22 protein-coding genes, 5 tRNA genes and 1 pseudogene are annotated in these 23,044 nt (G+C 52.1%); 12 read left to right on the top strand and 16 right to left on the bottom strand.

The features are described 5' to 3' along the window. Positions 1-83: 83 nt before the first annotated feature. The 8 genes from secE to N24_RS03155 form a co-directional block, all read right to left on the bottom strand. Positions 84-416: a preprotein translocase subunit SecE gene (gene secE, locus N24_RS03190; RefSeq protein WP_096454270.1), complete on the bottom strand. Its 333-nt coding sequence runs from the start codon at positions 414-416 to the stop codon at positions 84-86. 262 nt (positions 417-678) lie between these two features. Then, positions 679-751: transfer RNA gene (locus N24_RS03185), tRNA-Trp, on the bottom strand. Positions 752-847: 96 nt separating this feature from the next. Further along, positions 848-919: transfer RNA gene (locus N24_RS03180), tRNA-Met, on the bottom strand. Positions 920-956: 37 nt separating this feature from the next. Next, positions 957-1,029: transfer RNA gene (locus tag N24_RS03175), tRNA-Thr, on the bottom strand. Positions 1,030-1,241: 212 nt separating this feature from the next. Further along, a tRNA-Thr gene (locus tag N24_RS03170) sits at positions 1,242-1,314 on the bottom strand. 411 nt (positions 1,315-1,725) lie between these two features. Then, positions 1,726-3,525: an IS30 family transposase gene (locus N24_RS03165; RefSeq protein WP_157736390.1), complete on the bottom strand. Its 1,800-nt coding sequence runs from the start codon at positions 3,523-3,525 to the stop codon at positions 1,726-1,728. A 181-nt stretch (positions 3,526-3,706) separates the two neighbouring features. After that, positions 3,707-3,789, bottom strand: a tRNA-Tyr gene (locus N24_RS03160). 85 nt (positions 3,790-3,874) lie between these two features. Next, positions 3,875-4,927: a polyprenyl synthetase family protein gene (locus N24_RS03155; protein WP_096454266.1), complete on the bottom strand. Its 1,053-nt coding sequence runs from the start codon at positions 4,925-4,927 to the stop codon at positions 3,875-3,877. Between the two features lie 142 nt (positions 4,928-5,069). On the opposite strand from N24_RS03155, the gene N24_RS03150 reads away from it, so the two are divergent. Next, positions 5,070-6,335 (top strand): geranylgeranyl reductase family protein, encoded by a 1,266-nt coding sequence (locus N24_RS03150; RefSeq protein ID WP_096454264.1) that lies wholly within the window; start codon positions 5,070-5,072, stop codon positions 6,333-6,335. Here the strand turns inward: N24_RS03150 and N24_RS03145 are convergent. The 7 genes and pseudogenes from N24_RS03145 to N24_RS03115 all read right to left on the bottom strand — a co-directional run bounded on the left by N24_RS03145 (position 6,332) and on the right by N24_RS03115 (position 13,642). Beyond that, positions 6,332-7,018 carry a demethylmenaquinone methyltransferase gene (locus N24_RS03145; protein WP_096454262.1) on the bottom strand — a complete coding sequence of 229 codons (687 nt, stop codon included), beginning with the start codon at positions 7,016-7,018 and terminating at the stop codon, positions 6,332-6,334. The two genes, N24_RS03150 and N24_RS03145, sit on opposite strands and share 4 nt — an antisense overlap. A 36-nt stretch (positions 7,019-7,054) precedes the next feature. After that, positions 7,055-8,357, bottom strand: a pseudogene (locus tag N24_RS03140) (amino acid permease). A gap of 191 nt (positions 8,358-8,548) precedes the next feature. Then, positions 8,549-9,796, bottom strand: coding sequence for a glycosyltransferase family 4 protein (locus tag N24_RS03135; RefSeq protein ID WP_096454260.1), 1,248 nt, complete (start codon positions 9,794-9,796; stop codon positions 8,549-8,551). A gap of 126 nt (positions 9,797-9,922) precedes the next feature. Further along, on the bottom strand, positions 9,923-10,354 hold the full coding sequence (locus N24_RS03130) for a DUF3592 domain-containing protein (protein WP_096454258.1): 432 nt from the start codon (positions 10,352-10,354) through the stop codon (positions 9,923-9,925). Then, a complete protein-coding gene (menD, locus tag N24_RS03125; RefSeq protein ID WP_096454256.1) occupies positions 10,355-11,986 on the bottom strand; it encodes a 2-succinyl-5-enolpyruvyl-6-hydroxy-3-cyclohexene-1-carboxylic-acid synthase in 1,632 nt (543 codons plus the stop codon). A 10-nt stretch (positions 11,987-11,996) separates the two neighbouring features. After that, positions 11,997-13,013, bottom strand: a complete 1,017-nt coding sequence (locus N24_RS03120) for an o-succinylbenzoate synthase (protein ID WP_096454254.1) — start codon at positions 13,011-13,013, stop codon at positions 11,997-11,999. 23 nt (positions 13,014-13,036) lie between these two features. Beyond that, positions 13,037-13,642, bottom strand: a complete 606-nt coding sequence (locus N24_RS03115; protein WP_096454252.1) for a peptidase E — start codon at positions 13,640-13,642, stop codon at positions 13,037-13,039. Between the two features lie 29 nt (positions 13,643-13,671). Here N24_RS03115 and N24_RS03110 point away from each other — a divergent pair, with 29 nt between their 5' ends. Both N24_RS03110 and N24_RS03105 read left to right on the top strand, forming a co-directional pair. Beyond that, positions 13,672-13,953, top strand: a complete 282-nt coding sequence (locus N24_RS03110; protein WP_096454250.1) for a 4a-hydroxytetrahydrobiopterin dehydratase — start codon at positions 13,672-13,674, stop codon at positions 13,951-13,953. An 11-nt stretch (positions 13,954-13,964) separates the two neighbouring features. Then, positions 13,965-14,924, top strand: coding sequence for a 1,4-dihydroxy-2-naphthoyl-CoA synthase (locus N24_RS03105; protein WP_096454248.1), 960 nt, complete (start codon positions 13,965-13,967; stop codon positions 14,922-14,924). A gap of 206 nt (positions 14,925-15,130) precedes the next feature. Here N24_RS03105 and N24_RS16195 read toward each other — a convergent pair whose 3' ends face one another. Next, complete coding sequence (locus N24_RS16195) at positions 15,131-15,286, bottom strand: hypothetical protein (RefSeq protein WP_157736389.1); 156 nt, start codon at positions 15,284-15,286, stop codon at positions 15,131-15,133. Positions 15,287-15,694: 408 nt separating this feature from the next. Here N24_RS16195 and N24_RS03100 point away from each other — a divergent pair, with 408 nt between their 5' ends. The 9 genes from N24_RS03100 (at position 15,695) to N24_RS03060 (ending at position 22,975) form a co-directional block, all read left to right on the top strand. After that, on the top strand, positions 15,695-16,921 hold the full coding sequence (locus tag N24_RS03100; RefSeq protein WP_096454246.1) for an inorganic phosphate transporter: 1,227 nt from the start codon (positions 15,695-15,697) through the stop codon (positions 16,919-16,921). After that, positions 16,921-17,184: a hypothetical protein gene (locus tag N24_RS03095; RefSeq protein ID WP_096454244.1), complete on the top strand. Its 264-nt coding sequence runs from the start codon at positions 16,921-16,923 to the stop codon at positions 17,182-17,184. Before N24_RS03100 ends, N24_RS03095 begins: the two co-directional genes overlap by 1 nt. A 133-nt stretch (positions 17,185-17,317) precedes the next feature. Further along, entirely contained in the window at positions 17,318-17,899 is a 582-nt protein-coding gene (locus N24_RS03090) for a TetR/AcrR family transcriptional regulator (RefSeq protein WP_096459653.1), read from the top strand. Then, positions 17,896-18,315, top strand: coding sequence for a thioesterase family protein (locus N24_RS03085; RefSeq protein WP_096454242.1), 420 nt, complete (start codon positions 17,896-17,898; stop codon positions 18,313-18,315). The genes N24_RS03090 and N24_RS03085 overlap by 4 nt, the downstream gene beginning before the upstream one ends. Before the next feature lie 3 nt (positions 18,316-18,318). Further along, positions 18,319-19,071, top strand: coding sequence for an amidohydrolase family protein (locus N24_RS03080; RefSeq protein WP_096454240.1), 753 nt, complete (start codon positions 18,319-18,321; stop codon positions 19,069-19,071). Between the two features lie 86 nt (positions 19,072-19,157). Next, positions 19,158-19,475 (top strand): DUF3349 domain-containing protein, encoded by a 318-nt coding sequence (locus N24_RS03075; RefSeq protein ID WP_096459650.1) that lies wholly within the window; start codon positions 19,158-19,160, stop codon positions 19,473-19,475. Positions 19,476-19,490: 15 nt separating this feature from the next. After that, entirely contained in the window at positions 19,491-20,372 is an 882-nt protein-coding gene (locus N24_RS03070) for a LysR family transcriptional regulator (protein WP_096454238.1), read from the top strand. 93 nt (positions 20,373-20,465) lie between these two features. Continuing rightward, positions 20,466-21,416: a 5-dehydro-4-deoxyglucarate dehydratase gene (locus tag N24_RS03065; protein WP_096454236.1), complete on the top strand. Its 951-nt coding sequence runs from the start codon at positions 20,466-20,468 to the stop codon at positions 21,414-21,416. Further along, positions 21,413-22,975, top strand: coding sequence for an aldehyde dehydrogenase (NADP(+)) (locus tag N24_RS03060; protein WP_096454234.1), 1,563 nt, complete (start codon positions 21,413-21,415; stop codon positions 22,973-22,975). The genes N24_RS03065 and N24_RS03060 overlap by 4 nt, the downstream gene beginning before the upstream one ends. Positions 22,976-23,044 lie beyond the last annotated feature (69 nt).

Below are 23,044 nucleotides of genomic sequence, written 5' to 3'. Positions count from 1 at the left end.
CCAACCACCGGGGCAACAAATTATCCCGCCGGCTCCTTCACGGAACCAGCGGGACTTTTCAAAAAAGATGTTACACATCCTACCTACGGAGTCAGAATCTTCTCAACTCCAAGACCAGCCAGGAAATCCACACCCGAAACCAACGCGGTCAAAACAATCAAGAAACCCAATACAACAAGCGTATAAACAACCATCTGACGCGCAGTAGGCCAAATAACCTTACGGACCTCCCCCACTACCTCAGGCAAGAAGGAGACAACACCGCCACCTGGCTTGGAATCAGAATCAGACTTCTTCGGCGCAGAAACCTGCTTAGCCTCATAAGAGGAAGTCGAAATAGTGGAAGCACCCGACAGCTGGCGTTTACCCGTTGGGCGAGACGTTCCGCCTACGCCAGAATTCTGCTCGTCGCTCACAGCACTCCTCAAAATCACTTCTCATCCAGGGGCGATAACAATTTTTCGTGCAGACATTTGATCCAGCACAATCGCAGCCCTGTGTTCAACCTTTGAGAGTACATTAATCCCGCGAAGCCGTGCAATATAAGTTGACTATTGAGTGGGGCACATTCAGGCCTCTTCACCCCAATTGTGGGAATCAAGTGGGAGATTCACCGGAAACAGCAAAACACCCTTGACCTGGTTTTAGTGTTCAACCAGATCAAGGGTGAAAATATTGCAGGGGCGACAGGAATCGAACCTGCAACCTACGGTTTTGGAGACCGTTGCTCTGCCAATTGAGCTACGCCCCTATGGAGCACAGGCAATGTTACCATCAGCCCGTCAATTTGCGAAAACACCGCTTCCAACCTCAAAAAATTTGCAGTTAGAAGCGGCCTCATCCGCGGTAGCGATGGCGAGAATTGAACTCGCGACACAGCGATTATGAGTCGCTTGCTCTACCACTGAGCTACACCGCCACATTGCTAAACATCTCTTTCAAGATTAAAGCAACAGAGCCCCCTAACAGAATCGAACTGTTGACCTTTTCCTTACCATGGAAACGCTCTGCCGACTGAGCTAAGGGGGCGTCAACCTCTTAGGAAACACAACCTGTAGAAAACTACCGCTGCGCTCCGTTGAAGCCTTAAGAACTTTAACCCGAACTGATACTGCAACACAAATCTGCAGGAAGCCACAGGTTTTCTTAGAAGGTTTTGCATGTTGGTACCGGTTTCGGCTTTTCACCGGCAACACCCTGATCTTAGAGCGGCTGTAAAAAATACCCAGAAATGCAAAAAGAGCCCCCTAACAGAATCGAACTGTTGACCTTTTCCTTACCATGGAAACGCTCTGCCGACTGAGCTAAGGGGGCGTCTGCTTCTTCAAAAACAGCAAGCTGTGTTTCGCTGAAGTCCTATGTAGATTAGCCTGAAGTTTTAAAAACACAAAATCACAGGTCAAAGGCCATGTTTTGAACACTTCAAATCACTTTATACGCACCGAGGTTAGTTCCCAGCAAACGTGGTGCTAAAAAACGTGTTCTTATGGGCGACTTCGCTGGGTGGTGGGCCGATTTCGTAGCGATGTCGTCCGATAAGAAGTTGAGCGCGTGAAGTCGTCACCGTGAAGTCGCCCTGTAGACCCTCTGAAGCTACACCCTGGCTGCTTTAACTTCGAGATCACACATTCAATATCTCGTACTCAATTTCTTACCTTCGAGACCGCTAGGAAAGTCACCCAAAACCGAGGGAAATCGAATTTATGAAATTGAGCTCAGGCGCTGTCATTGGGTGGTTGCGACAGTTAATACTTCATTCATTTTCTCATACGGCGTCATCGCGCCTAACACCAACCTCGGTGTGTCGTTTAATTCATCTTGAACCCACGCGACATGCTCCGGGGTTACCTCACGGAAATCAGTGCCCTTTGGATAAAACCTCCGCCGGATCTCACCATTTGTATTCTCATTGGTCGGACGCTGCCACGGTGAATGAGGATCACAAAAATAAATCCCACATTCTGCAGGATCAATAACTTTACGAGCACTAGCCATTTCCGATCCCTGATCCCAAGTAATCGTGGAAAACTTCCCCGGCATCGACGCAATCATTTCCTGTAATGCACCAACAACCGTGGACGAGGCATGATCATCAGGTAAATGCTTTAACAACGTAAACCGACTTGATCGCTCCACCAGTGTCAACAACGCTGATTGACCCCCTGCACCGATCACTAAATCACCTTCCCAATGCCCTGGAACCCGACGATCATCAGCCTCAGGTGGGCGCGTGGTGATTTCTGCACCGACAACCCAACCACGCCTATTGCGTAACCCAGCGATCTTGGACCGGGGTCGACGGGTTTTCCCACCACGGATTAACACCTTGTTGGTATTCATTCCGCGTTGGCGTAGTTCTTCTTCAATGATCTCACGCAAGCTACCACGTCCTTGGACATACAAACTTTGATAGATCGCCTCGTGGGAAATATGCATGCTCTTATCATCGGGATAGTCCAGAAGAAGGCGTTGTTCAACACGCTTCGGGGAAAAATATCGCAATAAATACTCCACCACCACATCCCGTAACCGGCCCGGGCGATCAAGTTTCCTTTCCTTTGGTCGTCGTGCTTGTTGCTGGGCGTGGTAGTGAGCGGTTTGTGGGTTATACACCAACTGCTTGATCTCTTGGGTGTCTGGATCTAGGTAGGTGGTGGATCCACGGTTGATTTCTCGTGCGATCACACTATGGTGACGGCCGAGTTTTGTCCCGATCTGCCGGGTGGATAACCCCTCTTTAATCCCTTGGGCGATCACCAGCCGATCGGTACTGCTTAATCGCACCCCGCGGCCTGTTTTTACTCGTGTATCAGGAACCAGACTGAAATCAGCAACAACGTGATCAGCAGTACGCGACGACACAGAATCATTAGAACAACATGATGAATCAGGCACTTCTGTCGTTGTACACCGTGATTGCGTTGTCGTGGTGGTAGGTGCGGGTGTGTCGCTGCATCTGTGATTACCTTCTCCTTTCTTACCCGGTGGTGTGGGGGTATCGGTTACTTCTTTGCGGCGTTTGATCGCGGTGTAGATCGTTGACGGGTGAAGCCCAAGTTCCTTGGCCACAGCAACCACTCGTTCACCACGGTTGACCCGAGTAACGGCTTCTGTCGTGGCAGGGCGTTCCGTGGTGTTAGGGATATGCCGATTGGTTTGTGGGTTCAGGACGCGGTGGGGTGCGTTTTTCCCGACCGGTAGGTTGTGGCGCTTAAGCGCTAGGTAGATCGTGGATGGGTGGATTCCTAGTTCTTTCGCTACGTTTTTGACTCGTTCACCGCGTTTGACCCTCGCGACTGCTTCTGTGGTTGTGGGGTGTTCGGTGTTTTTCGGGATGTGCCGATTGGTTTGTGGGTTCAGGACGCGGTGGGGTGCGGTCTTGTCCACGGGCAGGCCGTGGCGCTTGAGCGCTAGGTAGATCGTGGATGGGTGGATCCCAAGATCTACTGCTACGTCTTTTACTCGCTGCCCGTCGGCTACTCGGCGGACCGCCTCCTGGGTTGTGGGTTGTTCTCTGCTGGTCATTGGTGGACACTCCTTTAGGAAGAGGGTGTCGCAACCACCACCTGATATCGCCTCAAGGAATTGAAAATGAGAAATCGAAACCGTGAAATCGAACTTAAGACTCCGACCCCGAGAATCCCCCACGAACCTGCGCATGCAAAAACCCGCTGCACTTTCTTGAAGAAAGTACAGCGGGTGTTTGTGCCAGATGTAGGATTCGAACCTACGTAGGCGCAAGCCGACGGATTTACAGTCCGCTCCCATTGGCCGCTCGGGCAATCTGGCGGGCACCTCATTTGGTGCGCCTCATACTTTACTATGAGACCCCACCTTGAATGCAAATCGGCAGGTTAACGGGCAAAACTCAACGCTATCCGACGCGTTTGACGGTGAATGTTGCAAGTTCGCGAAGAGCCTCTTTGACGGTGCTGTCGGGGAGGCGGTCTAGTTCCGCGTTGGCGATGTCCATGTAGCGGTAGACCTCGTTGAGGGCTGATTGGCGTCCTGTGGATTGGGAGAGCAGTTCTAGGACGTGTTCGACGGTTGCGTCGTCGTCGATGGGGCCGGTGAGTATGTCTCTAAGCTCGGAGCCAACGGGGGTGTCTTCGCGCAGTGCGTAGAGCACTGGGAGGGTGAATACGCCTTCTCGAAGGTCGGTGCCGGGTGTTTTTCCGGATTCGTGGGTTTCGGAGAAGATGTCGATGATGTCGTCGACGATTTGAAAGATCATGCCGATGGCAGCACCGAAGTTTTTTAGAGCATCGACGTATTCAGGTTTTGCGTCGGCATGCATGGAGCCAAGGAATCCTGCAGAAGCAATGAGCACGCCGGTTTTTTCACGGATGACGTTGTTGTAGTGCTCAATTGGATCGGTGTCTCGGGGACCTACGGTTTCGCGCATTTGTCCGGTGACGAGCTCTCCGAAGGTTTCGGCGAAGTGCGCAACAGTTTCGGTGCCGAGTTGGCTCATGATGCGGGATGCATGGGCAAGCAGGATGTCACCGGCAAGGATCGCAACCGAGTTGTCCCATCGTGCGTTGGCGCTTGGGACGCCTCGGCGCATGGTGGCTTCATCCATGACATCGTCGTGGTAGAGGGTGGCCAGGTGGGTGATCTCAACGACGACGGCTGCTTTGATGACGTTTTCACTAAGCGGTTTGTCGCCGAATTCGGAGGCTAATAGTGCAAACATCGGGCGGAATCGTTTGCCACCAGCTCGTGTGAGGTGCATGACTTTGTCCACCAGGAAGTCTTCCCCGGAGGATAGTTCTTTGTGCAGAAGGTTTTCCACCTGCACCATTGCGTCGTTGATCCTGGCCGTTAGCTCGGGATCACCAAACTCGACCTGAGATGCTCCTTTGGTGGATACACCTTCTTTTCCGAGCCCGTGGGAACGGGTTGGAACGGTTCGGCCGCTACTCATTCATCGCTACCTTTGGTGATCGACTGTGGATTCAATTTCGATGAATCCAGTGAAATGGACAAAAAGCTTTTCGTTTAACCGTAGTCGACGGAAGGCCTTTGAAGCACCTTGGGTTAGTCTTCTGGCTCTTACGCCTGAAACAATGGAGTGCGTGTCTACAACTTTTGATGTGTTGATTATCGGGGCAGGCCCATCAGGCGCCAGTGCCGCCGTCCATGCGGCCAGGGCTGGGCTTCAAACATTGCTTATCGACGCCTCCTCCTTCCCGCGCGATAAAACTTGCGGCGATGGTCTAACCCCTCGTGCCATTCACCAGCTAGAACTCTTAGGTGTTGCAGATCAAGTCACCGGCGATTACTTCAACAAAGGCCTAAAACTTCATGGTTTTGGCGGCTCGGTGGAAGCACCGTGGCCGGAGACTTATTTCACTAATAAGGGCTCCGCGATGTCGCGGATGGAGTTTGATAATTTGCTGTTCCAGTTGGCTAAGTCGCAGCGGGAAGTAACCACGTGGGAAAATGCTACTGCCGAAGACCCCATTTTGAGGGGGAATTTCTTGGAAGGCGTGGTGATTAATCACGCAGGTGAAGAAAAAACCGTGAAAGCCAAGCATGTGATTATTGCCGATGGTGTGCGCTCACCTTTCGGTAAAAAGCTGGGCAGGCAGTGGCACCGGGATGAGGTGTATGGCATCGCTGCCCGTGCTTATTGTGAGACTCCCCTATCTGATGAACCGTGGATCCATTCCCATCTGGAACTTCGTGATGAAGATGGTGTGGTCCAACCGGGATATGGCTGGATTTTCCCGCTTGGCAACGGCAAGGTGAATCTCGGGTGTGGTGCGTTATCCACAGATGCTCGACCAGCGAAGATTAATACAAAGAAATTGTTGAGTTTCTATGCGGGTCAGCGTCGTAAAGCATGGCAACTAGGGCCAGAGCTCGACGTTGCCTCTGCCCTGCTGCCTATGGGTGGCGCGGTGTCGAATGTGGCAGGCGCGAACTGGATGCTGATTGGTGATTCCGCTGCATGCGTGAATCCGCTGAACGGTGAAGGCATTGACTATGGCCTGGAAACGGCGGCGATGGCCGTCGAAACGCTTGTTGCTACCCCCAAGCGCGATCTGACGCTGCTGTGGCCGGATCTGCTGCGGCAGGCTTATGGTGAGACGTTTATGCTGGCGCGTACCGCTGCCCGGCTGCTGACCTACCCGCAATTTTTGCCATTTGCAGGCCCGTTGGCTTTTCGGGGTCCGTTGCAAAAAGCAATCATGCCGGCGGCAGCACGGTTGATGGGAAACCTGATTACAGAGGAGGACAAAGACTTACTTGCCCGGGGTTGGCAGGCGTCTGGATCCTTAGTCAGTTGGGCGCGCAAAGGCTCCCCGCTGTGGGATTCCACCCTTTAGGGTTTAATCGCGGAGTGCAAAGCCACAATGCCGAAGGTAAGGTTTTGCCATCCGCAATCCTGCCAACCGTTTTGGTTGATTTCGCGGGCAAGTTCAGCCTGGCTAGGCCATGCGCGAATAGAATCCGCTAGGTAGATATACGCCTCCGGATTTGAAGACACTGCGCGGGCTACCTGCGGTAGCAAACGCATCAAGTATTCCTTGTACACGGTGCCGAACACCGGGATCACCGGGGTAGAAAACTCCGCGACTGTTAGACGCCCACCTGGTTTGGTCACACGTGCCATTTCCCGTAGCCCGGCGCGGAAATCATGGATATTGCGCAACCCATAAGAGATGGTCACGGCATCGAAGCTGTTATCAGCAAACGGCAACCGCATGCCATCGCCAACAACTTTGGACACGTCTCTGTCTTTACCAGCTGCAAGCATGCCCTGGGAGAAATCACACGCCACACAAAATGCGCCGGACTTAGCTAGCTCAACTGTGGAAACAGCTGTTCCTGCAGCAAGATCAAGTACCTTCTCCCCGGGTTTTAAATCCAGGCGCTGGCGGGTACGTTTGCGCCACACCCGATCCTGACCAAAGGAAAGCACCGTGTTGGTGAGATCATAATTTTTTCCGACGGCATCAAACATTGATGCCACATCGAAGGGGTCCTTGTCTAAATCTGCCTTAGCCACGCCACCGAGTCTAACTCAGGTACGTGGCTAAGCCAGCTAGCGGGATGTTATTTGGCTGCGGCGCTGTGCACCCTTGGCGCCACCAATGGCAAACCAACCAATACCTAAAATCACAAACCACACAGGCGTTGCAATCAACGCTGCGCGTGTGTCTGCTTCCAGAGACAGCACCACCAACATGGCTGCGAAAAAGACCAGGACCACAACAGCCATGACCACACCGCCGGGCATTTTAAACACTGATTGTTCATGAAGTTCAGGTTGGGTGCGTCGGTAGACGATGTAGGCGACCAAAATATAGGACCACACCACCATAAACAACACTGACGATACGGTGGTGATCAGCGTAAATGCCTCAATGACTGTGCCGCCTGCGTACAACAAACCAACTGCCGGAATCAAACAAATTACAGAAAATGTTAAACCGCGAGCGGGAACCAAACTCTTCGATAGCTTGCTCCACCGCTTTGGGGCAGCACCTTCCAAAGACAAGCCATACAGCATGCGTGAGGTGGAGAAAATACCACTATTGGCAGATGATGCCGCTGAAGTGATCACCACAAAGTTAATGATTCCCGCCGCAGCCGGAATACCCGCCAAAGCGAACATCTGCACAAAGGGACTGTTGTCAGCACTGACCTGGTTCCACGGTGTAACCATCATGATCACAGCCAACGCCAAAACATAAAACACCACGATGCGGATTGGAATTGAGTTAATAGCTCTAGGCAAAGTTTTCGTTGGGTTTTCAGTTTCCGCAGCAGCCGTGCCTGCTAATTCCACACCAACGAAAGCAAAGATAGCGATCTGAAAACCAGCTAAAAATCCAGTAATGCCGTTGGGGAAGAATCCACCATGTTCAATCAGATTACTAAACTGCGCAGTACTGCCCGATGGTGATTCAAAAGCTGTGATCACCATAAACAAGCCCACGGCAATCAAGGCCACGATAGCCACAATCTTGATGATGGCAAACCAAAACTCCATCTCACCAAAAAGTCGCACCGCAGCTAAATTCAGAGCAAAGAGCAACGCAATGGTGAGCACTCCGGGAAGCCACAATGGGATTTCAGGCCACCAATATTGGGTGTATCCGGTGATCGCAACGATATCTGCCATGCCTGTGGCAATCCAGCAAAACCAATATGTCCAGCCGGTGACAAAACCTGCACCAGGACCCAAAATATCTGAGACAGCATCGCGCAAAGATTTGTAATTTAGATTGGCCAGCAGCAGCTCCCCCATGGCGCGCATGACAAAAAAAGAGCATAAAACCAATAATCGCGTAGACCAACACCACGGATGGTCCTGCCACGGAGATGGTTTTGCCGGATCCCATGAACAGACCCGTTCCGATAGCTCCGCCGATGGCGATGAGTTGAAGGTGGCGGTTGCTCAAGCCACGTTTTAAGTGTGGCTCGTCATGCTCCTGCACTGTTGAATCAGAAATGGTCTTGCTCCTTAGGGATTGTAAGGACATGTAGCGTTAATGGGCGCTAATCCTACTCCCCTGGCAAGACGATGTTGAAGTTAAGCCTTGATGCCAGCGCTGGTGCTGGATCCGGTGCTGGATCCGGTGCGTACTCCTAAAGCACGTGCCATCCACAGTGGAAGTTTTGCTACTTCTGCACTTGGGCCAAAAAAGGTCAATGGGATGCGCTTAGACAAAGAAATAACATCGGCATAGTGCTGCAAAAGCTGCTCACATAGGGCTTCCCATGTTTTATCTTTCACGCCTTCCCACGCAGCGGCACACATGCTGGCGTGGCGGGATTCATCCAAGATCCATTCCGCAGCAGCTGGAAGGGTTTCTTTGAAATCAACAACATCCAACAGTAGGCCGTTAACGCCCTCATTGATCAAATCAATGGGGCCACCAGCGCGCGGACCAATTGTTGGCACACCGGATGCTTGGGCTTCTTGGATGGCTTGGCAGAACGTTTCAAACTCACCTGGGTGCACGAAAAGATCAAGTGATGCATAGGTGCGTGCTAGTTCTTCCCCGCCGAGTGCTCCAGTGAAGATTGCGTCCGGCATCATGTGCTGTAGGTACTTGGCTTCTGGGCCATCGCCGACGATAACCAGCTGAATATCTTTACGTCCAGATAACCCAGCTAGACGTTCCACGCCCTTTTCGGAGGCAAGTCGCCCGACAAAACCCACAACTTTCTTTTTACCTGTGGGGTCCCAGGAACGGCGAAGAGCTGCAGAACGCTTGGAAGGGTGAAAACGTGCAGAGTCCACTCCCCTGGCCCAGTGGAAAATATCATTAATGCCGTGGTCCCGGAGTTCATCAATGCTCATTGATGATGGGGCAAGGGTACGTTGGCACATGTTGTGAATCGTTTTGATCCACTCCCAACTAGCGGTAGCTAGCGGTGCTAAATGGTAGCGCTGAGAGAACCCGGCAACATCTGTTTGGTAAATAGCAATCGCTGGGATCCGCAGTTGCCGTGCCGCAAATGCTGCTGCCCCACCAAGCACAAAGGGTGAAGCCAGGTGGATGATATCTGGGTTGTAGTCCCGTAACACTGTGGTGACTGACGGTAATGGCACGCCGATGGGCAAAGAATCAATCAACGGCACCCTGACAGTGGGCACACGCACGATTTCAAAGCCCAAGTAGTGACCGATTTCTTCTTCAAAATCTCGGGCACCCGGCGCGATAACAAGCGCTTCATGGCCATTGGCTTTCAAATGCTCTAAAACACGGAGCACCGAGTTGGTGACTCCGTTGACGTTTGGAAGGAACGACTCTGCAACAATTGCTACCCGCATGGGCTTAATTATCTCCACATCATGCCTACATCGCAGTTAACCGAACATGGCTTTATTGAGAACTTTATTGAAGTATTGAGATCTTTCCGGTTACATCCAGGTGAATGCCTCCCGGGGCGATCTTTACTATTGGGAGTTTTCAGACCGTCTTCCGATTCTCCCAACTCCCAGCCATAATACTGCCCATACTCCAGTTGCGACAGCTCCAACACTTAATGCCGGGATTATAGATAGTGTCCATTCACGGCCTTCTACCTTCACCAAATCTGGGTCTGATTTGGCGTAATTAACCCACACACGCTGGCCTTGTCCAAGACCGGTGGGATACAGCAAACCAGTTGCTGGGGAGTGGTAAATGCCGTTTTCATCCTGGAAATCGACCGTGGTGCGGAAACTGCCCACGTTAGTGACCTGGGCAAGAGCCCGACCGGAGTTGCTTTCAATGGTGCGATCGTTAAGAAAAGGCCCAATGACCATGGAGCAGGCACCCAGCATGGAAGCTACATAGAGAACAATCAGCAGCTGTTGCAAGCGGCGTCTGACTTGGAATAGCTCCATTTAGCGCACCTTTGCATTTAATGCTTGTTGTTGTGCGCGGCGGGTATCACGCCTGGTGGTTGCTTCGATGACATAAAAACCGGATACCTCGGTGGTGTCTACGAGTGCCAGGATGAGGTCTTGAAGGTTATCTACTTCGCGGTGCGCTACTCCGTAGCCTGCACACAGATCACCGATGGACGCATCATGTGGGGTGCCAAAAGCGCGTTCGAAGTTGGTTCGAAGTCCTTCTGCGCCGGTTTCCAGCAGCTCAAAGATGCCGCCACCATTGTCGTTGGAGACCACGATGGTGAGGTTTTCTGGCCGGGGTTCATCAGGGCCGATGAGGAGACCACCGACATCGTGAAGGAAGGCGAGATCGCCCAGCAGTGCTACGGTGCGCGGTGCGCGGATTTCATCAGGGTGGCGTGATTGCACCGCAAGGGCGGTGCCGATGGCTTGGGATACTGAGCCGTCAATACCTGCGGTTCCTCGTGGGGAGAAAGTATCAACGCCATCAAAAGGCATACCGACAAATGATAAATCTCGGATTGGGTTGGATGCGGCAGCAAACAGTGTGTCCCCTGTGCCTAAGGTATCTGCCACGGCAGCAGCAACATGCAGGCCAGTAAAGCCGAATTCTTCTTGCTCCAGCACATCACGGACACCTTCTGCAGCCAATTCTGATGCAGCAGAACAAATTTTTAGCCACTGTTTATCTTGGGTGCCGCTTACTTTTACCGAACTTCCCACGGCGGTGGCATGGCGTGCAGGATCAGTGATGGTTGACGTGCGAGACAGCACAGTCAACTTAATTCCTGGATCGCTCAGCAACTTGATCACACCACGGTGCAAGGTTGGATGCCCCACCACAATGACATGATCTGGACGAGTATTAACCACGTAACCTTCTGCGGAAACCTGTTCCTTCAACAAGATCTCAGCAGCTAGCGGGTGCACCGGGTTGTACGGTTTTGGTGCCGTAGGCTCAGCAATGGTGGGAACATCTTCTAAGCCCTCTACCTCCCAGGCCTCATCACCGGCGATAACGAGCGTGTTTTCACCCAGGTCTACTTCTACTTCACCGTGATTAATCCAGCGGTGGGTCCACTTTGCGCCTAAGCTATCGCCGTGAATTTCAGGTAATTCCGCTGACACGAGAGGAACATCGAGCGCAATGTTGAAATGACGAGGTCGCTGAGAAGCCCCCTCACCCAACTCGTGCTCAATAAGCGATACGTGTTCAAGTTCAGAGACACTAACGGTTGGAGCATTTCCGCCAAAGATGCCATCCTGCGTGATCGTTTGGCTCGCACCCGTTCCCACCAAATGAGCTGGTCGATCTGCCGATAACACAATCAGCGGGATATGCGCATGAGCTGCTTCTTCAACAGCAGGAAGACAATTAGCAACCGCTGTGCCAGACGTCATCACCACCGCCACCGGGCGAGCCTGAGCACGCGCTAGAGACAACGCCAAAAATGAGGCGCTGCGCTCGTCGATACGCACATGGACGCGTATGTCCCTACGCGCCAGCACCTCAAGCGACAACGGTGAGTTTCTTGAACCTGGGCATAACACCACATCAGTAACGTGCGGTGCAAGCGAATTGAGGACGGCGCGGGCAAGATCTTGAGCTGGCGTGCTGGACATGCCCAATAGTCTAGATTGTTCCTAAGTAACCATACGATTCACGCACACGCTTAAACCACCAATCACGCCTATCTGCGCTGGCAGCAAGAGTTTCCAGGCGATCAATTTCTGGGTCAATCACGCGAGTTTCCATAAACCCATCAACAATTGCATGCGGGGTCGCCACATCCTCAACAAACAACTGCGAAGTAGCAAGCCCTGCCGCTGCAGGTGGTACATCAATCAAGTCATCATCATCAAGCTTGGGCAATGCAGCTACCGCGGCTAACCCAGCATTCATCCCCACAACCGTGTCCAACGCACTTGCTACGGTGATATCCATGGTGCGCGCCCGCAAATGCGCAGCCACCTCAAGCACCCTTTTCACCCCACCCAAAGGAGCCACCTTCACCACAGCAACATCAGCCGCACGCAACTTGGCAACCCGATAAGGATCATCAGATTTCCTGATCGACTCATCAGCTGCGACGCGCACAAAAAGTCCGCGCCGCTGCAACGTCATGCGCACCTGCGCCAATTCCTCCACCGTTTTACACGGCTGCTCTACATAATCCAACGGAGCCAACGCTTGCGCTGCCTCCACAGCCTGCTCAACACTCCACCCACAATTAGCATCAACACGAATGATCGCGCCGGGTCGTGCTTCACGAACTGCATTGACACGCGCGATATCATCAGCCAAGTTTTGGCCTGGTTCTGCAACTTTTACTTTGATGGTGCGACAGCCCGGGAAACGCTCAAGCACCTCGGCGACCTGGTTTGCTGGCACTGCCGGAATGGTGGCATTGACTTCCACGCGATCACGCAACGGCGCAGGAAAACCTTCCCACGCTGCTTCAATGCCTGATTTCAACCAACTAGCTGATTCCTGGGGGCCATATTCTAAAAAAGGCGCAAATTCACCCCACCCTTGTGGACCTTGAATCAACAGTGCTTCCCTCGTGGTTACCCCACGAAATTTCACACGCATCGGCAGCGACACCACGTGCGCGCGGTCAAGAATCTCATCAACAGTTGGGGTGATCATGGAATCTAATCTTAAATAGTTCCTTAAATAAGGTGTGTGCCGTGGTCGTCGATAAGCAGCGCTTGTCCGTCTTTAAGCAGCACGAGCGGGAAGTCAGCGCCGTAGGTGCGCACGGTTTCGGCGAACACATCGATGGGAAACTGTGGGATCGTGCCACCGGCGTGGGGGATGACGACGTGGTCGCAGAGGGCTAAGCCTGAGAAATCGCTTAATTCAGGCGCGACATCGGGGCTATCCAAAAGACTGACTGGCTCAATGGATGGCCCTGCAATCACTGTGCCTGCACTGGTACCGATATACGGCAGACCAGCACGAACATGCTTAATCAGCACCTCATCATTGCCCGTGGAACGCAGCAGCCACAGCAGATCAAAAGTTTCCCCACCAGCCACATAAACCCCATCAACCGCGCTGAGCACGCGGTCGACTTCCTCCGGAGTTGACGTCGCGATCGACAGCTCACGAATATTTAAGCCATATTCGCGCAACATATTTCGCTCCGTTTCCACGAAGGGAGCAAACTCGGGGCTATCGGCAAAAAGCCTGGTCGCATCAGGAATATACGCAACCGTGCCCTGCACGAAATCCCGCACATGATCATGGCCAAACGAAGTCAGTAGCAAGCGCATGCTTGCCAAGTTTAAGGCAAGATGGGGCCATGAATTCGCTTTTCGACGTCTCCCCACACTGGTCCTCTGAAAACGCAAAGCTCACTGCGCATTTCAACACCGAAAACTTCGCCACCGGCTTAAAATTTGTCAACCTCATCGGCGCCTCTGCTGAAGAAGCCAACCACCACCCCGATATCCTCCTCACCTATGGTTTCGTAGAAATCACCCTCACCAGCCACGACGTTGGTGAAATAACCGACCGTGATGTTTCACTTGCCAACATCATTGACGCCCACGCTAAAGCTTTAGAGATTTCAGCCAAGGCTTAAGGTTGAACACTATGAGCAACTACAGCACCGACAACCCCTTTGACCCCACCCAATGGGCCATCGTCCCTGGTTTTGAAGAATTCACCGACATCACCTACCACCGCCACGTGGGCACCACCCGCGCTGACGGCATCGTACGCATCGCCTTCGACCGCCCAGAAGTACGCAACGCCTTTAGACCACACACCGTCGACGAGCTCTACCAAGCACTCGATCATGCTCGACGCACCCCAGACGTGGGAACCATCCTGCTCACCGGCAACGGCCCCAGCAAAAAAGATGGTGGCTGGGCATTTTGCTCGGGTGGCGACCAACGCATCCGCGGCCGTTCCGGTTACCAATACGCCACCGAGCACGCACACGACGACGCCACCGCCGATGTATCCACCGTGGATACCGCACGCACCAAAGTCGAAGGCGGCCGCCTCCACATCCTGGAAGTCCAGCGACTAATCCGCACCATGCCCAAAGTTGTCATCGCAGTTGTCAACGGCTGGGCTGCCGGCGGTGGACACTCCCTGCACGTGGTGTGCGACCTCACCATCGCATCCCGCCAAGAAGCACGCTTCAAACAAACTGACGCTGATGTCGGCTCCTTCGACGCTGGCTACGGCTCCGCCTACCTTGCCAAAATGGTCGGACAGAAAAACGCCCGCGAAATCTTCTTCTTAGGACGCACCTACGATGCGAAGCGCATGCAGGAAATGGGTGCCGTCAACATCGTTGCCGATCACGCCGATCTGGAAAAAGAAGCCATCCAAGCAGCACGCGAAATCAACACCAAATCCCCCACCGCACAACGCATGCTGAAATTCGCATTCAACCTCACCGACGACGGCCTGATGGGGCAACAAGTCTTTGCCGGTGAAGCCACCCGCCTGGCTTATATGACAGATGAGGCTGTGGAAGGTCGCGACTCTTTCCTAGAAAAGCGTGAACCCAACTGGAATGAATTCCCTTACTACTACTAAGGGCTTTTGCTAACCCCCCTTGCTACTGGGGGTTAGAGTGGGCCTGGAATTTTCGCAATAGCAGGCGATTTAAGGGGCCAGAGTCTTGCAAATGAGTGTTTGTATGGATTGAGCTCATTTGGGCGCTTAGGGGCAGTTCTAGGGAGTGCCCACTTTGGGAACCAATGGGACGAATGTGACAGTTGTGAAAGCTGCAAGTTTACTGATCAAATTTTCGTCACCACCGGCAGGCGCCCCATTAGAATCGAACGAATTTTTGCATCAATTAGCACGCTTCGTGCAAAAATTCGTTCCGGAATGCTGTTTTGCCTGCATTCCGGGACAAATTTTCGCATATTCTTTCGATAAAGCAGTTCAGCCACGTGACCCGAGGGTAAAGCGGACTTACAGGCAATGCAATCACCCATTCACGCAGATAAAACCGTATCCAATAAGGCTGGACAACTTTAGGACTTTACGCATGCTGGGCGCACTAGAAAATCAGCCGATTTTGGACCATTGTGACCTACGATAAAAAGAATTCACCAAGAGTTCATCTTGTTGGTTCCTTTATTTAAGGTTTTTACTTTCCAGATAAGTTTTGTCATTTCAACCGGCCAATCGCTATAAAACCGCACGTTGCTTGTTGGTCGAAACCAACGATCGAATTAGACCCAGTACAGCAACTCCCCCCAATTTCGGGGGCAGAAAACCAAAACCCGACAATTAGCGCTACCGAAAAACAAAATCGGCGTTTGGTTTAGCCACGTTATAGGGCATACTTCCAAGTCGTGACCGAGCTGATTATTTTATTGATTGTTATCGTGACGGCCTTGGCCTTCGATTTCACAAACGGATTCCATGACACCGGCAACGCAATGGCAACATCAATTGCCACTGGCGCACTAAAACCAAAGATTGCGGTGGCGCTTTCTGCCTTACTCAACCTTGTGGGTGCTTTCCTTTCTGTTGAGGTTGCAAGTACCGTGGCCAAGGGCATTGTGGATCTTGACCAGTTCGATTTGAGCAACGCATGGGATTCCCACCAACTTCTGCTCGTTGTCTTTGCCGGTCTTATCGGTGCCATCGTTTGGAACCTTCTCACCTGGCTTCTTGGTATTCCTTCTAGTTCTTCCCACGCACTGTTCGGCGGCCTCATCGGCGCGGCAATCGCCTCACTCGGTTTCGGTGGCGTTGTCTGGGAAGGCGTGTTGTCCAAGATGATCCTGCCAGCACTAGCCGCTCCAGTTGTCGCAGGTCTCGTTGCAGCAATCGGTACTTTCGCGGTGTACGGCATCACTAAAGCCGTGGCGGATGAGGAAAAGAACCGGTATTTCCGTTGGGGCCAGATCGGTTCCGCCTCTTTGGTTTCGCTAGCTCACGGAACCAACGATGCTCAAAAAACTATGGGTGTCATCTTCCTTTCTTTGGTTGCTACTGGTCACCTCGGCGCGGCAGCAGATATCCCGTTCTGGGTTAAAGCCACCTGTGCTTTAGCAATTGCCATTGGTACTTACATGGGTGGATGGCGCGTTATCCGTACCCTTGGAAAAGGTTTGGTGGAAATTGATTCCCCTCAGGGCATGGCAGCTGAGACGTCTTCTGCAGCTATCATCTTGACCTCATCCCACTTTGGTATGGCACTGTCCACTACACACGTTGCTACTGGTTCCATCATGGGAACCGGAATTGGCCGTAAGGGCGCATCTGTGCGCTGGTCGGTAGCTGGCCGCATGGCGATGGCTTGGTTAATCACCCTTCCAGCTTCAGCAATTGTGGGCATTTTCTGCTGGTGGGTAGCACACGGCATTGGTCTTATCAGCTCTGATCTTCTCGGTGTGCTTGTTGCTTTCGCAATTCTTCTTTCCCTATCTGGCTACATTTTCGCTCGTTCCCGCAGGGCTCCTGTAGATCCAAGCAATGTGAATGCTGATTGGGATGATGAAACAAATGGTGTGGAGCCTGCTGCCGCCCCAAAAACTGATCTTCAAAGCAATGAGAATGAGGTAACCAAATAATGAACTTCGCTACGCTTTTCGGAAGCCTTGTTGATGTCACCCTCGTCGGCATTTTGCTTGGAGCGGGTCTTCCAGCATTGTTCGCGCTAGGGATTCGTTTTGCCCACGGCACCTCATCTGAGGGCACTAATGTCTTTGGAAAATTCGCTTCCACCATTTGCTTCGCCGTCATTGTGATTGCCATTGTTGCCGGTATCCTCTGGATCACCAAGGGCACCATTTACCAGTATGCCGGCCTAGATATTTTCGGCACTGAAGGGTAATTAACGTTCAGCACGGTTCATGAAAGCCAGGTTTTCACAAAGAAAGCCTGGCTTTTGTCATTTCTGAGGTGTTTCCAAAATTTCTTTTCCAGATCCTCAATACTTTACAGACCTGTAAGTTAATATGATCGTCATGTACTCGACAAGCGGAGAAAAACTCCTCACTGTAGCCACACGATTGTTTTACTCAGAAGGAATCGGCGCGATCGGAGTCGACCGGGTTGTGGCAGAATCCGGAGTGTCAAAACCGACGCTGTACGCCCAGTTCGGCACTAAAGCTGGCCTGGTCGCCGCAGTTTTGCAACGCCGCAGCGACACCAGAAAACGGGAGATCACGGAATACCTCAACAACGTGCCAGCCGATACAGATAGTCGTGTGCTCGCGCTGTTTGATCGTTTTATCGCCGGGCATGCAAAGCCAGGTTTCCGCGGTTGCCCGTTCACCAACGCTGCAGCAGAACTCCCCGACCCTGAGCATCCCGCCCGCGTGGTTATCGCAGACTACAAAACATGGATTCGCCAAAAGCTCATCGAGCTTGCCGCTCAAGATGGTCTGGAAAGCCCCACAGAGTGCGGCTCCTTCTTTTCATTGCTTATCGACGGCGCGAACGTGCGAGTTATCACCACCGGCGAGATCACCGGAATTGTGGATGCAAAACAAGCTGCGAGCGAACTAATTAACCTTCGACGAATTACTCCAGGAGACAAATCATGAAAGACACACTAACTACCGGTCTAACCCACCAGATGACCTACACGGTGCCTGCAAACCGTACGGTTCCCAATCTCCTACCAGAGGCATCTGACTTTGAATCGATGCCAGATGTATTGGCGACTGGATACATGGTCGGCATCATTGAGTGGGCATGCATGGAACTTCTGCGCCCACATTTAGACGACGACGAAATCTCACTGGGCACCCATGTGAACTTCTCCCACGCCTCACCAACCGTGCCAGGATCCACAGTCACCATCGATGTTGAGGTCGCTGAAATCAACCGTCGTGCCGTTACTTTCAACATCACTGCAGCTGACGAGTTTGCCACCATCAGCACCGGAACACACCAGCGTGGCGTAGTAAACCGCGAGAAATTTGTGTCCCGACTTCCACAATCCCCAAAGGACAACTAAACCATACCGAAGCTTTTTGATACCCACTTCCACATCATCGATCCAAACCACCCGGTTATTGAAAACAATGGGTTTCTCCCGGATCCTTTCACCGTTGACGATTACACACAGCGCGTTGAAGGACTCAATGTTGCTGGTGGAGCTGTAGTTTCTGGATCTTTCCAAGCTTTTGACCAAGGCTACCTCAAAGATGCCTTAGCAGCTCTAGGCCCTGGATATGTTGGTGTTACCCAAATCCCCGCAGATACAACAGATCAGGACATTCTTGATCTTGATTCCGCGGGAATTAGGGCCGTGCGTTTCAATCTAAAGCGTGGCGGTTCCGCAGGTCTTGATGATCTGGAATCTTTAGCACGTAGAGTCCATGATTTAGCTGGGTGGCATACCGAACTCTATGTCGATGCTCGCGAATTAGACGAGTTGGAATCAACGCTTATTTCACTTCCTGCAGTAAGCATTGATCACCTAGGTATGCACCGCGATGGACTTCCTGCTTTACTCCGCCTGGTGGAAAACGGAATCAAAGTTAAAGCAACAGGATTCGGCCGAGTTGAGCTCGATCCTGCTGAGACTATGAAAGCAATCATGGCTGTGGATCCCACAGCATTAATGATCGGCACTGACCTTCCATCCACCCGAGCTAAGCGCCCCTTTGAGGATGCAGATCTTGACCTCATTGCCGAGACCGTCGGTGAAGAACACGTGGACAATGTGTTTTGGAACAATGCTGCTGCGTTTTATCTCAACGAACAGTAACCACTAGACCGCAGGTGCCCCTTTCAAATAATCCGGAAAAGGGCATTTCAATGATTTTCATTTCCGATCAGCCTAAAATTATTTCCATGCCCAAAAATGACAGCCCAAACTTTGCCCAGCGAGCACTCAACTGGCTCCGCCAGGGTTATCCATCCGGGGTGCCACGCCACGATACTTTTGCCTTGTTCTATGTTTTGGAACGAGAGCTTACGGAAGAAGATCTCAATGAACTGGCTGATCTTCTCATCGAAGAAGGCGAAAACAATGGGCTCCATGACAAGCCGATTACCCGTGAAAAGATCGGCAAGCTGATCACCCATGTGCATAGCCAGCCACCGGAGACAGAAGATATTGATCGCATCCAAAAGAAACTTAAAGCTGAGGGCTTCCCAACTCACGACTAATTACTTGGAGTCTTCTTGTTCACTCTAGAGCAGCTGCGCTGTTTCGTAGCCGTGGCTAATCACCTACATTTCGGCAAAGCAGCTGCCGAGTTATCGATGACTCAGCCGCCACTTAGCCGTCAGATCCAAAAACTGGAAAAGATTGTTGGTGCAACGCTGCTGGATCGCGATAACCGCAAAGTGGAACTCACAACTGCGGGTCTGGCATTTTTGAAAGATGCTCGCCTGATTTTAAATTCCACAGAAAAAGCGGCAGAACGTGCACGGTTGGCAAGTTCTGGCATGTGGGGACAACTCAACATCGGATATACCGCTGCTGCTGGCTTTTCTATCCTTGGCCCAACGTTGAATCGGCTACATGAAAAGATGCCGGGTGTCAGTGTCGATCTGTTTGAGATGGTATCCACCGAACAGGTTGCGGCTTTAGAGTCAGGACTTTTGGATTTAGGTATTGGGCGCCTTAGTTCCCCAGTTGATGGTCTTAAAACTCGGCGTTTGCAAGCAGACTCTTTAGTTCTTGCAGCTCCCAAGGGTCATCCATTATTGAGTGAGGATCGTCCGCTGTTGCGTAAACATCTCACTGGGGTGCCGTTGTTGCAGCATTCCCCTACGAAGGCAAAGTACCTCTATGACATTGTCATTAGAAACTTCACGATTCATGATGCACAAGTGCAACATACGCTCAGCCAGATCACCACAATGGTGAGTTTGGTGGCATCAGGATTAGGTGTTGCGCTTGTTCCCGAATCTGCGAAAAAGCTCAATTATCACGGTGTAGAGTTCCGAAGTTTTTATGATTTACCTGCAGGTTTAGCAGAACTTCAGGTTATTTATTCCATCACAAATGATAATCCTGCAGTGAGGAAGTTTATCCAAAATATCGACGATACCTTTTAAGTATTTCAACATGCCAAACTAATCTTGGACAGGTATCACGGGCGCGTCTTAGACTCCAAAGTGTCTTATAGATCACTCACCTAAGGAGCCCCCATGGCACGCTTTTCTCCCCAAGATTTGGCAGATCATCTTAAAGATGGACTACTCTCATTCCCCGCCACCGCTTTCCGCGATGACCTTGAAGTGGATGATTCTGCCTACGCCGAACACATCGAATGGCAGTCCAGTTATCCTGTTGCTGGGCTTTTCGCAGCCGGCGGCACCGGTGAAGGTTTCAGTCTCACCGTTGAAGAAAACCACCGCGTCACCCAATTGGCAGTCCAAGCCTCGCACCCGGACGTACCTGTCCTAGGATCAGCTACGGGATCCACCAAAACTGCCATTGCGAATGCACAAGGTGCAGAAGCAGCCGGAGCGGAAGGGCTTTTACTGCTTCCGCCTTACCTGACCGAATGCGATGCCGAAGGCCTCTACAACCATGCTGCAGCAGTATGTGAATCCACTTCCTTGGGCGTGATTGTGTACAACCGTGCCAATGCCATCTACTCCCCTGAAGTTATCGCCCGACTATCTGAGCGCTACCCCAACTTCATTGGTTTCAAAGACGGCACTGGAAACATTGAACACCTAGCAAAAATCACCACCCTGTGTGGAGATCGCCTCTTCTACCTCGGCGGTTTGCCAACAGCAGAGACGTTTGCCCTGCCCCTTCTTCAAATGGGTATGAGCACCTACTCCTCTGCCATGTTCAACTTCATTCCAGATTTCGCCCTTGCTTTTTATGCCGATGTCCGAGCCCAAGACAGTGCTGCAGTAAAGAAGAAGCTCAGCGATTTCGTGCTGCCCTACCTAGATATCCGCGACCGTGCTCAAGGCTTTGGAGTGTCCATCGTCAAGGGTGGACTCAAGGCAGTCGGGCGAAATGTCGGCAGTGTTCGACCACCACTACGCAATTTGTCTGATCAAGACATTGCTGATTTGACTGAGCTTCTAGAAACATCAGGCGCGGGTTCTTACCGACTACCAGTAGAGGTGAAAGCATGATCACCGCAACAGCATTGCATGGATGTTCGCTTATCGACGGCACCTGGATCCCAGGAACAAATGGAGAAATTACTGGTTTTGATCCCCGGACAAACGCCCGCTTAGAGCCTTCCTATTCCTTGGCCAGCAGTGCACAATTACGAAAAGCCACAACTGCTGCCAAAAGAGCTTTTCAAAGCTACCGTCTTACATCACCTGAGCTTAGGGCTGATTTCCTTAACTCCATCGCAGATAATATCGATGCTCTAACTGAGGAGATTGTGCAACGCGCAAGCCTGGAAACAGGTCTAACGCCAGCTCGGTTGACTGGTGAAGTCGCGCGAACCAGCAATCAACTCAGGCTTTTTGCCACCACGGTGAAAAGTGGAGAATTCCACCGAGTCCGTATCGAACGTGGACCCCGCGTTGACCTTAGACAACGCCACATTCCGTTGGGCCCTGTTGCTGTATTCGGCGCGAGCAACTTTCCCCTCGCATTTTCTACCGCAGGTGGAGATACTGCATCTGCGTTGGCAGCGGGTTGCCCTGTGGTTTTCAAAGCACATAATGCGCACCCTGGAACCGCTGAGCTCGTAGGGCAAGCGGTGCTCGGCGCCGTCGAAAAGCATGGGCTTGATGCTGGTGTGTTTAATCTTGTCTACGGGCGTGGGGTGGAAATTGGTCAAGAATTGGCGGCCGATCCGGCAATTCAGGCGATCGGTTTTACAGGATCGCGGCAGGGTGGCCTGGCGTTGATGCACACGGCGTTCAACAGGCCGGTGCCCGTGCCGGTTTTTGCGGAAATGAGTGCCACAAATCCTGTGTTTGTTTTTCCCGGCGCGCTTGCAGATTTGGAATCTTCGACATCTTTAGCTGCAGCTTTTACTGCATCGATCACTGGCAGTTCGGGGCAATTGTGCACAAAGCCTGGTTTGGTGTTTGTCCCCCGAGGAGTTGCAGGTGATGCCTTTGTGCAGCTCGTAGCCTCCGAGTTTGCTGGCACAACGGGGCAAACCATGCTCACCAAGGGCATTGCCGAGGCCTGGCAGCGCGGAGTGGACAACCTAGAAAAGCAACCCGGTGTTGGCATTCGTGCCCACGGTAAACCTGGGGCTGGTGAAAATGCGCCAGGGCCGGTGGTGTTTGAAAGCGACATTCAAACCTTGCTGAATAATGCTGTGTTGCAGGAGGAAATTTTCGGTGCTGCATCACTGATTGTTCGCTATGACTCCCCGGAACAACTGCACGAAGCAGCATTGGTTCTCGAAGGACAACTAACCGCCACGATCCATTCATCCCAGGATGATTTTGGGGAAGTGACCCAACTTATCCCCCTTTTGGAAGACCTTGCGGGCCGCATTCTTTTCGGAGGCTGGCCAACTGGAGTGGAAGTTGGGCATGCGGTTATCCACGGAGGTCCATTCCCTGCTACGTCCAATGCGCAATCTACAAGTGTTGGAACCCTGGCAATCGAGAGATTTATGCGCCCGATTTCTTATCAATCTTTCCCCGCCGAGCTTCTTCCAGATCCCGTTTCCGATCCGAATAAATGGGCTGTACCTCGGGAAATAGATCGTTAATAGCTGGCCTTTATATTTGCCAGAAACTTCCGACCCAATCCCAATAGTTGACACGGAAACTAATTCCAT

Origin of the sequence: Corynebacterium suranareeae (assembly GCF_002355155.1) — a bacterium.
Lineage (GTDB): Bacteria > Actinomycetota > Actinomycetes > Mycobacteriales > Mycobacteriaceae > Corynebacterium > Corynebacterium suranareeae.
The sequence above is the reverse complement of the archived record's forward strand: the minus strand, read 5'-3'. Positions and strand labels throughout refer to the sequence as shown.